The sequence below is a fragment of the Thalassolituus sp. genome, from assembly GCF_034111725.1.
Taxonomy (GTDB): domain Bacteria; phylum Pseudomonadota; class Gammaproteobacteria; order Pseudomonadales; family Oceanobacteraceae; genus Thalassolituus.
The window spans coordinates 39,772-48,154 of the sequence record NZ_JAWUWR010000022.1; the positions used below are offsets into that span (position 1 = coordinate 39,772).

Sequence of the window (8,383 nt, forward strand, 5' to 3'; positions counted from 1 at the left end):
CTAGTCTGTTTCGCTTACAGCAAAGCTATGGGTAATTTCGACGCCAGCTTGCTCTAACATAATCGATGCCGAGCAATATTTTTCAGCCGACAGTTTTACTGCCCGCTCGACCAGCGATTCTTTTAAATTGCGGCCACTGACTTTGAAGTGAACGTGAATCTTAGTGAAAACGCTCGGCACAGCATCTGCGCGCTCCGCTTCAATTTCTGCAACGCAATCACGAACATCAAGGCGTTGCTTCGATAAAATGCTCATCACATCAAAACTAGTACAACCACCTAAGCCAAGTAACAGCATCTCCATAGGGCGAATCCCCATGTTGCGGCCACCGTGGTCTTCCGGCCCGTCCATTACAATGGCATGACCACTGCCAGACTCACCCAAGAACATCGCATTATCGACCCACTTTACCGTCGCCTTCATGAAAAACTCCGCTACCTGACGAAAGCGCGCAGATTACCACAGCTACCCCACTGAGATAACTCAGTGGGCAAAAAAACCACAGTTATCAGCGAAAAAAACGAGATAAAAGACTAATTGGCCTCTTTCCACGGTTCTACTGTGCCAACGGATAGGTAATAATCGGAGCAGCGATCAGCAAGGAACCCTAAATGATCATTCCGCGTATTCCATCCATTCATGCACCGTTAGAGAACTTTCTAACGCATTGCCATACGAAACGTTATCCAGCACGCACCACCTTAATTAACACAGGCGATGCGAGCGACACACTCTACTACCTAATGAAAGGATCAGTCAGTGTTGTGATCGAAGATGATGAGGGCCGTGAGATGATCATGGCCTACCTCAATGAAGGCGACTTCTTTGGTGAGATGGGTTTATTCGACGAAGCGAATAGCCCTCGTACTGCCAGTGTTCGCGCCAAGACGGTATGTGAAGTGGCTGAAATCTCGTATTCGCGTTTCCGCGAGTTAGCTACTGCCGACACTGAACTCGTATTCCGAATTTTTCGTCAAATGGCTCAGAGACTTACTCGTACAACGCGCAAAGCAGGCGATCTCGCATTTTTAGATGTGACAGGACGCATTGCCGGTACCTTGCTGGATTTATGTAAACAACCCGATGCCATGACCCACCCTGATGGTATGCAAATCAAGATCACACGCCAAGAAATCGGCCGTATTGTTGGTTGTTCGCGAGAAATGGCTGGGCGAGTACTGAAAAGCTTGGAAGAACAAGGCTTAATCAGTGTTGCCGGTAAGACGATTGTGGTATTCGGCACGCGTTAAGTCATTACTTCGAATATCGATCAAGCGGGAGGAACCTCCCGCCTGATTGCACTGATAACTCTTAGAAAAAAAGTGCCTGCAGGGCTTCACCCGGTTCATCACAGCGCATAAAGGCCTCACCCACCAAGAAGGCATTGACGTTGCGTTCACGCATCGCCGCAACATCCTCAGGTATCAAAATACCGCTTTCGGTAACCAACAAACGATCTGCTGGTACGTAAGGCAACAAACCAAAGGTGGTTTCTAGCGTTAATTCAAACGTATGCAAGTTACGGTTATTGATACCCACCAATGGCGTCGCCAATGTCAGTGCCGTCTCTAGTTCTTCACCATCATGCACTTCAACCAAAACATCCATACCCAACTCGTGCGCAATGCCTTCTAAATCTTGCAGCTGCATTTTACTCAATGCAGAAACGATTAAGAGAACACAATCCGCATTGAGTAGGCGAGCCTCATAAATCTGATACGGATCAATTAAAAAGTCTTTGCGAATTACCGGTAACGAGCATGCTTTACGCGCAGCCACCAAAAAATCTTCATGGCCTTGAAAATAATCACGATCCGTTAATACCGACAAACACGCAGCGCCACCCTTTTCGTAGGATTCAGCAATGGCCTCGGGTACAAAATCTTCACGAAATACACCTTTAGACGGTGATGCTTTTTTAACTTCCGCAATGACGGCAGGTAAACCAGCTTCAACCTTGGCTTTCATTGCGTGGTAAAAGCCGCGTAATTCAGCGTTATCACAATCCACTGCACGCGCTTTTAGTTCATTCAACGAATGAGTTTTAGAACGGAAAGCAACTTCACTCGCCTTCGTTGCTAGAATTTTCTTTAGTATTGTTGGGGTATTCATAATTAATTCCAAACGCGTCGTGCGCACAATAGCGCCACAATATTATTCAGCACTATCCGCTGCTAGGTAATTTGAGAAACTTACCAGCTCGTTCATTTTCTCTAACGCTAGGCCCGTACAAATTGCATCTTCGGCCATCGCCACGCCATCTTTTAAGTCTTTTGCTAATCCTGCTACATAAATCGCAGCACCGGCATTAATTGCTAACATATCCGCAGCTTTTTTCCCCGCAGCTGTTTCACGCTTACCCAGAGCATCACGAATCAGCGTCAAGCTTGCCGCAGCGCTGTCGATCTCAAGCCCAGTTAATACTTGCGACTCAATACCCACTTGCTCAGGTGTTAATACATATTCCTTTAATTCATTGTTACGCAACTCGCAGACATAGGTGGGTGCCGCTAAGCTAATTTCATCCAACCCATCTTGTGAATGTACGACCATGACATGGCCGCCATTTAACCGTTGCAATACTTCCGCCACAGGACGAACCAAAGCTTTTGAAAATACGCCGATTACTTGATTGCGGACTCCAGCGGGATTGGTCATAGGACCAAGAATATTAAATATGGTGCGTAAACCGAGAGACTTACGAGGGCCAATCGCATGCTTCATTGCACTGTGATGTGATGGCGCGAACATAAAGCCAACGCCCAACTCATTGATACAACGAGCTACCTGCTCAGAGGTTAGCGCTAAATTAACACCTGCAGCTTCTAACAAATCCGCACTACCAGAACTAGACGACACGCCACGATTACCATGTTTCGCCACAGTGCCACCGGCTGCAGCAACCACAAATGACGATGCAGTTGAGACATTAAATAAATTGGCACCATCGCCACCAGTGCCGACAATATCTACTGCATGGTCTTGCTTCACCGTAACGCCGGTCGCCAGCTCTCGCATCACGGTGACGGCACCAACGATTTCATCAATACTTTCGCTTTTCATGCGCAGTGCCACCAAGAAAGCACCAATTTGCGCATCGTCACACTGGCCCGTCATGATTAAGCGCATAACGTCGATCATTTCTGCGGTGGTTAAGTCTTGTCGCTCAACAACACGCGCTAGTGCTTGGCGGATATCCATACATTGCTCCCCTATTAGCGACTAGTCAGTGTCGTGGTTAAGAAATTCTTTAAGAGTGCATGACCATGCTCAGTCAGTATCGACTCAGGATGAAATTGCACGCCTTCTACGGCCAAGGTTTTATGTCGTACGCCCATAATCTCTTCCATACTGCCATCCTGATTTTCCGTCCATGCAGTAATCTCTAAGCAATCAGGCAAATGATTCTTATCAATGACTAACGAATGATAGCGTGTGGCCTTGTATGGGTTCGGCAGGTTCGCAAATACGCCTAAATTGGCATGGTGAACAGCCGATGTTTTACCGTGCATCACTTGCCCCGCTCGAATAATTTTACCGCCAAACACCTGTCCAATACTTTGGTGCCCTAAACAAATACCCAAAATAGGTAACTTGCCGGCGAAATGCTCAATCACCGCCATAGAAATACCCGCTTCGTTCGGCGTACAAGGCCCGGGAGAAATCACTAGGTGGTCGGGGTTCAATGCTTCGATTTGCTCAATGGTGATTTCATCATTGCGATAGACACGCACATCCGCGCCTAACTCAGCAAAATATTGTACGACGTTGTACGTAAACGAGTCGTAATTGTCGATCATTAGGATCATAACGAACCGAACCTTTTGGTTTCATTCATAAAATGACGGATATCATACTGCAATACCCCCTTTGATATACACATCAAAGAGCTTGATGTGCATTAATGACACCCGATGTAACGAATCTCCAAACCTAAAATCACTCCATTTGATTGCTGACATTCAAAAATATCAATCATTTGAAACTTTTCCTCAAGCTGCTTCGTATATGACTAAAACCAGTCAAATACGGAGTATCATCATGGCCATTGAGTACGGATTAAATACATACACCAACAGAATCAACAATACGTCTGCGTTAACGCTGAGAAATTTTCAGTGGACACTAAACAGTAGAGTTGCACGCAGTGCTCAACCCGGCTACACGAATCATGATTCGATACAAACCATGGACGATCAAACAGCTGGCCGCATCTGGTTCACCGGCATACGTTTAATTATCAGTGCGAATCATTGCCCGATGGAGGTACCGGGCATCAACGCTCTGCGCAGAAGAGGTATCGAGCACATTCATTATCCAGTCATCGACTATCAAGCACCCAGCGCGGATATTCTTATTGATGCCGCTAATCAAATTGAAGCGCAAAACCTCAATGCTCACGCAGCGATGGTTCATTGCGGCTACGGAGAAGGGCGCACTGGCACCTTCATCGCCGCATGGGCATTACTTAAACATTTACCGGTTCACCACCCTACCGTAAACATCGCTGACTTATGCAACCTCTACTCATTAAAGAAACTGTTTGGCGTGGAAAAACCCGCGCAAGTCGATGCCATTCGTGCAGCCTTAAATCTCCCGCCACTGACGAATGGCGCATACGCCATGCCGCCCGCCATGATGAATGGCGTACCGTTTACGGCAGCAAACTTTGGCTCCGGCTCTACCTTTACAGGTCCAGCAGGAAGCGTATCTTCAGGAGGATCGATCGAATGGTAGAGTTCGCATAATTTGTAACGTCAGTGCATAAACTCAGGAATGCTTTACGAGGATTGGGATGTAATTAATGAAGATAATGACGTCACACCGACTCTATTGCGCCGTGGGATTTTAATACAGAAGAAACCCTACCCATGTTGAAATAAAGCAGAAAAAGCGATGGCTGCAGCCATCGCTTTGCACTAACAACTATTGATCCAATCCAGCTTCAGCCATCGCGACTGCACGGAACATGGCACGGCCTTTATTCATAGTTTCTTTCCATTCCAGTCTTGGAATAGAATCTGCCACAACACCAGCACCGGCTTGAATATTAAGATAACCATCTTTAATCACGGCAGTGCGAATCGCAATTGCCGTATCCATATTACCGTTCCAACTTAAATACCCCACCGCACCGCCATAGACACCGCGCTTGGTTGATTCAAATTCGTCGATAATTTCCATGGCCCGAATTTTAGGTGCACCGCTCAACGTTCCAGCGGGATGCACTGCTCGTAGAACATCCATAGCCGTAATGCCTTCTTTAACTTGGCCTGTCACATTAGAAACGATGTGCATAACATGACTGTAGCGCTCAACCACCATTTGATCGGTGACTTCAACTTGACCAGTCTTGGCGATACGACCAACATCGTTACGTCCTAAATCAATTAGCATTAAATGCTCGGCAATTTCTTTCGGATCAGACAGTAACTCTTTTTCAAGAGCGACATCTTCTTCGTGCGTTTGGCCACGATAACGCGTACCGGCAATCGGACGAACCGTAACTTCGCCATCTTCTAATCGCGCTAAAATTTCAGGCGATGAACCAACTACATGAAAATCGCCTAAATTCAGGCAGTACATATAGGGTGATGGATTTAAAGTACGTAGGGCGCGGTAAACATTGACTGGGTCGCCGGTGAAGGGAACTTGCATACGTTGCGAAATAACGCACTGCATGATATCTCCAGACAGTACATATTCTTTTATTTGCTCTACCGCATCCATGAATTCTTGCTCGCCAAATAAGGAGCGAAAATCATCTTCATTAATTATTTTCGGCTGAGCTAACGCAGCACCAACTGGGCCAACGTAAGGTCGGCGGAGCTGTTCACGTAATTCCTCCAATCGTAATTCTGCTTTAGCTAGAGCATCCGTTTCCGCTGGATCTGCCAATACAATTAAATGCAACTTCCCACTTAAATTATCAAATACTACGACCTCTTCCGATACCATCAGTAAAATATCAGGAGTATTTAATTCATCCTCTGGGCACGAATTTTTTAATCGTGGTTCGATATAACGCACTGTATCGTAACCAAAATAGCCAACTAAACCGCCATCAAACTTAGGCAATTCAGGCATAAGAGGCACACGATATCGTTGCTGAAAATCACTAATAAATTGCAGAGGATCAGCAACTTCAACTTGGTCGATTACGTCGCCGTCTCGTTCTTGCAAAACGGTATTACCTGTAATGCGAATAACCTCGCGACACGGCAAACCGATCATGGAATATCGACCCCACTTTTCGCCGCCGTGAACAGACTCAAACAAGTAGGTATATGGCGCATTCGCCAATTTGAGATATGTACTTAAAGGCGTATCGAGATCAGCCAACACCTGACGAGCGACTGGGATACGATTGAAACCCTGCTCAGCAAGAGCAGCAAATTGTTGCGGAGTCATACAGAACCTTGAAATGTTAAAAACGCGCAAAAAATCCGCACACCACTAAATAAGGTCTAGGTGCGGTCAACAAGAGTGGCGTTTAACACCATCGACGAGTCAGATGCTGACCCTGTTGTAGGGGGCGGTTATATTGAAAAAACACCGCTAGCTCCGTAAAAAGCAATAAAAATGATGAGTGAACTATACCAGATGATCGCCGCGCGGCAAGTCACGGCTGCTGTCTAACGTTTTACTCTATGCGCCAATCAAGGCAAGGCCAATTGCGCAATGTCGCAGCATTACGCAGTTTCTCATTAGGATTGAGCACTACTGGCTGAGCAACCAACTCAAGCAAGGGAATGTCAGCATGGCTATCGGTATAAAACGCCGCGTCAGCAAAGGATAAACCCCGTGCCTGAAGGAATGATTGCGCTAAAGCGACCTTACCACTGCCATAACACATAGGGCGCTCTAATCCGACGATCTTTTCCCCCTCTACTCGCAAGCGATTGCTAATGACGTGCGGAATACCAAGCGCACGTCCATAAGCTTCCGCTATCACATGGTCAGCACCAGTAATCATCACCAATTCAGTACCTTGGCGTTCATAAGCAAACAACAAAGAAGCGGCTTGAGGATATATATGCAGCTGGCCACGTTCGGTAAAAAACTGTTCTACGCGACGTTCATAACTCGCTAGGTTCATGCCGCGAGTTCGAGTGCGGTAATAATTTGATAAGCGCCAATGAGTAACACGGCCACGCTTATACGCTCGGTACAATGAGGCTAAGGCGAGCATCGCTTCGACAATAGCCCAGCGTTCACTGCGAAAACGCCAACGAATCCACAAGCTATTGGCGTCTTTATTGATTAGGGAGTCATCGAGATCGAAGAACACGACGGGAACATCATAGACCCGCATGTCGTTCTCCTTGTTCAGTATTTAGGGGGTAGCCTATCACACAGCCGCTAAAGGCCAACAGCGGCGCGCAGTAAACTATTACTGACCATCCGTCTGCTTAACTATTTCCTCAGTCATGGCCAAAATATTCGCTGCTGCGGTGTCTGCATAATCGTCAGCATAGGTCTGCAACGCCGCAACCAATGCCTGCTGCTGCGCCCCCAAACCTAAGCGCTGCAATGTAATTACTACCCCTGGCAAGTACAGCGCACACCGTGCACTAATCTCAGCGTCGGCAAGCTGCTCTGCGTGTACTTCCGCCGCATAACCTTGAGCACTATCCCAGAAGGTAATGCCAAATAGTGGCAGCACAGTTCGCAACATATCGTACAGACCAGATGTCGCTTCTGCATCGAACACAAATTGACGGATTTCGCTCTCAGACAGACCCAAAGCACCATTAGTTTCTGCGCCACATGGGAATAACCAAGGTAAAAGTGTGTCAAGTTCTTGCCATTGCTTTGCCGCAATCCCCAACCTCTCATCCAAGCTAAGCCCTTGAATATCCGAACATTCTCCGCGATAAAATGAAAGTAAAGTGATCATGGCAACAACTTGTCAATTTTGTGATCATTTTAGTATAGCTAGATAAAATTGGTTGACCTGAGAATCGGCAGGAGTAATGTGAATAGTCCATCCTGAGTACGCAACTAACAAAAGGAGCGAGTATGAAAGGTTTGGAAATTAGCTTCCGTGACATCGGCCACTCCGATGCAATTGAACAAAACATTCGTGAAAAAGCCAGTAAACTCAGCAGTACCTTCGACGACATTACGAGTATCAGAGCCGTCGTTGCCATGCCGCACAATCACAGTAACAAAGGCCGCTTGGCCCACGTATCGCTAGAGGTAGGTCTTCCCGGTGAAACCGTCGCAATCACCCATGACCATCACGACAACCCTGAACATGAGAATATGTATGTCGCGGTTAGAGATGCCTTTGAAAAAGCCCAGCGAAAAGTATTGAAGATTCACAAGCGCCGAGCTGATAAAAGTCGTCGCGCAGGGCTAGTTACAAACCCCATTTGAT

At 46.8% G+C, this 8,383-nt stretch carries 10 protein-coding genes; 3 read left to right on the plus strand and 7 right to left on the minus strand.

Annotation, left to right across the window (positions count from 1 at the left end; genetic code table 11):
- Positions 1 to 423, minus strand: coding sequence for an OsmC family protein (locus UXZ23_RS03390; RefSeq protein ID WP_320819239.1), 423 nt, complete (start codon positions 421 to 423; stop codon positions 1 to 3).
- Positions 424 to 611: 188 nt separating this feature from the next.
- Here UXZ23_RS03390 and crp point away from each other — a divergent pair, with 188 nt between their 5' ends.
- Positions 612 to 1,250 (plus strand): cAMP-activated global transcriptional regulator CRP, encoded by a 639-nt coding sequence (gene crp / locus UXZ23_RS03395; protein WP_320819240.1) that lies wholly within the window; start codon positions 612 to 614, stop codon positions 1,248 to 1,250.
- Positions 1,251 to 1,311: 61 nt separating this feature from the next.
- On the opposite strand, the gene trpC is transcribed toward crp, so the two are convergent.
- Genes trpC through UXZ23_RS03410 form a run of 3 tightly spaced genes read right to left on the minus strand, consistent with a single transcriptional unit; the run spans position 1,312 to position 3,809 of the window.
- A complete protein-coding gene (gene trpC / locus UXZ23_RS03400; RefSeq protein ID WP_320819241.1) occupies positions 1,312 to 2,112 on the minus strand; it encodes an indole-3-glycerol phosphate synthase TrpC in 801 nt (266 codons plus the stop codon).
- A gap of 42 nt (positions 2,113 to 2,154) precedes the next feature.
- The gene (gene trpD / locus UXZ23_RS03405; protein WP_075274213.1) at positions 2,155 to 3,201 is read right to left on the minus strand and encodes an anthranilate phosphoribosyltransferase; all 1,047 of its coding nucleotides are present in this window, start codon (positions 3,199 to 3,201) and stop codon (positions 2,155 to 2,157) included.
- A gap of 14 nt (positions 3,202 to 3,215) precedes the next feature.
- The gene (locus UXZ23_RS03410) at positions 3,216 to 3,809 is read right to left on the minus strand and encodes an aminodeoxychorismate/anthranilate synthase component II (RefSeq protein WP_320819242.1); all 594 of its coding nucleotides are present in this window, start codon (positions 3,807 to 3,809) and stop codon (positions 3,216 to 3,218) included.
- 232 nt (positions 3,810 to 4,041) lie between these two features.
- Here UXZ23_RS03410 and UXZ23_RS03415 point away from each other — a divergent pair, with 232 nt between their 5' ends.
- A complete protein-coding gene (locus UXZ23_RS03415) occupies positions 4,042 to 4,737 on the plus strand; it encodes a protein-tyrosine phosphatase family protein (protein WP_320819243.1) in 696 nt (231 codons plus the stop codon).
- 189 nt (positions 4,738 to 4,926) lie between these two features.
- Here UXZ23_RS03415 and trpE read toward each other — a convergent pair whose 3' ends face one another.
- The 3 genes from trpE to UXZ23_RS03430 all read right to left on the minus strand — a co-directional run bounded on the left by trpE (position 4,927) and on the right by UXZ23_RS03430 (position 7,900).
- Positions 4,927 to 6,411: an anthranilate synthase component I gene (gene trpE, locus UXZ23_RS03420; protein ID WP_320819244.1), complete on the minus strand. Its 1,485-nt coding sequence runs from the start codon at positions 6,409 to 6,411 to the stop codon at positions 4,927 to 4,929.
- Positions 6,412 to 6,643: 232 nt separating this feature from the next.
- On the minus strand, positions 6,644 to 7,315 hold the full coding sequence (locus tag UXZ23_RS03425; protein WP_320819245.1) for an HAD-IB family hydrolase: 672 nt from the start codon (positions 7,313 to 7,315) through the stop codon (positions 6,644 to 6,646).
- Positions 7,316 to 7,393: 78 nt separating this feature from the next.
- Positions 7,394 to 7,900 carry a hypothetical protein gene (locus UXZ23_RS03430; protein WP_320819246.1) on the minus strand — a complete coding sequence of 169 codons (507 nt, stop codon included), beginning with the start codon at positions 7,898 to 7,900 and terminating at the stop codon, positions 7,394 to 7,396.
- Positions 7,901 to 8,022: 122 nt separating this feature from the next.
- Between UXZ23_RS03430 and UXZ23_RS03435 the strand changes: the two genes are divergently transcribed.
- Positions 8,023 to 8,382 carry an HPF/RaiA family ribosome-associated protein gene (locus UXZ23_RS03435; RefSeq protein ID WP_320819247.1) on the plus strand — a complete coding sequence of 120 codons (360 nt, stop codon included), beginning with the start codon at positions 8,023 to 8,025 and terminating at the stop codon, positions 8,380 to 8,382.
- The last annotated feature ends 1 nt before the right edge of the window (position 8,383 follow it).

Excerpts from the sequence above, each read along its gene's own strand:
- UXZ23_RS03430 (WP_320819246.1), bottom strand. The coding sequence starts at position 7,900 with ATGATCACTTTACTTTCATTTTATCGCGGAGAATGTTCGGATATTCAA.
- crp (WP_320819240.1), top strand. The coding sequence starts at position 612 with ATGATCATTCCGCGTATTCCATCCATTCATGCACCGTTAGAGAACTTT.
- trpE (WP_320819244.1), bottom strand. The coding sequence starts at position 6,411 with ATGACTCCGCAACAATTTGCTGCTCTTGCTGAGCAGGGTTTCAATCGT.
- trpC (WP_320819241.1), bottom strand. The coding sequence starts at position 2,112 with ATGAATACCCCAACAATACTAAAGAAAATTCTAGCAACGAAGGCGAGT.
- UXZ23_RS03415 (WP_320819243.1), top strand. The coding sequence starts at position 4,042 with ATGGCCATTGAGTACGGATTAAATACATACACCAACAGAATCAACAAT.
- UXZ23_RS03390 (WP_320819239.1), bottom strand. The coding sequence starts at position 423 with ATGAAGGCGACGGTAAAGTGGGTCGATAATGCGATGTTCTTGGGTGAG.
- UXZ23_RS03410 (WP_320819242.1), bottom strand. The coding sequence starts at position 3,809 with ATGATCCTAATGATCGACAATTACGACTCGTTTACGTACAACGTCGTA.
- UXZ23_RS03435 (WP_320819247.1), top strand. The coding sequence starts at position 8,023 with ATGAAAGGTTTGGAAATTAGCTTCCGTGACATCGGCCACTCCGATGCA.
- UXZ23_RS03425 (WP_320819245.1), bottom strand. The coding sequence starts at position 7,315 with ATGCGGGTCTATGATGTTCCCGTCGTGTTCTTCGATCTCGATGACTCC.
- trpD (WP_075274213.1), bottom strand. The coding sequence starts at position 3,201 with ATGGATATCCGCCAAGCACTAGCGCGTGTTGTTGAGCGACAAGACTTA.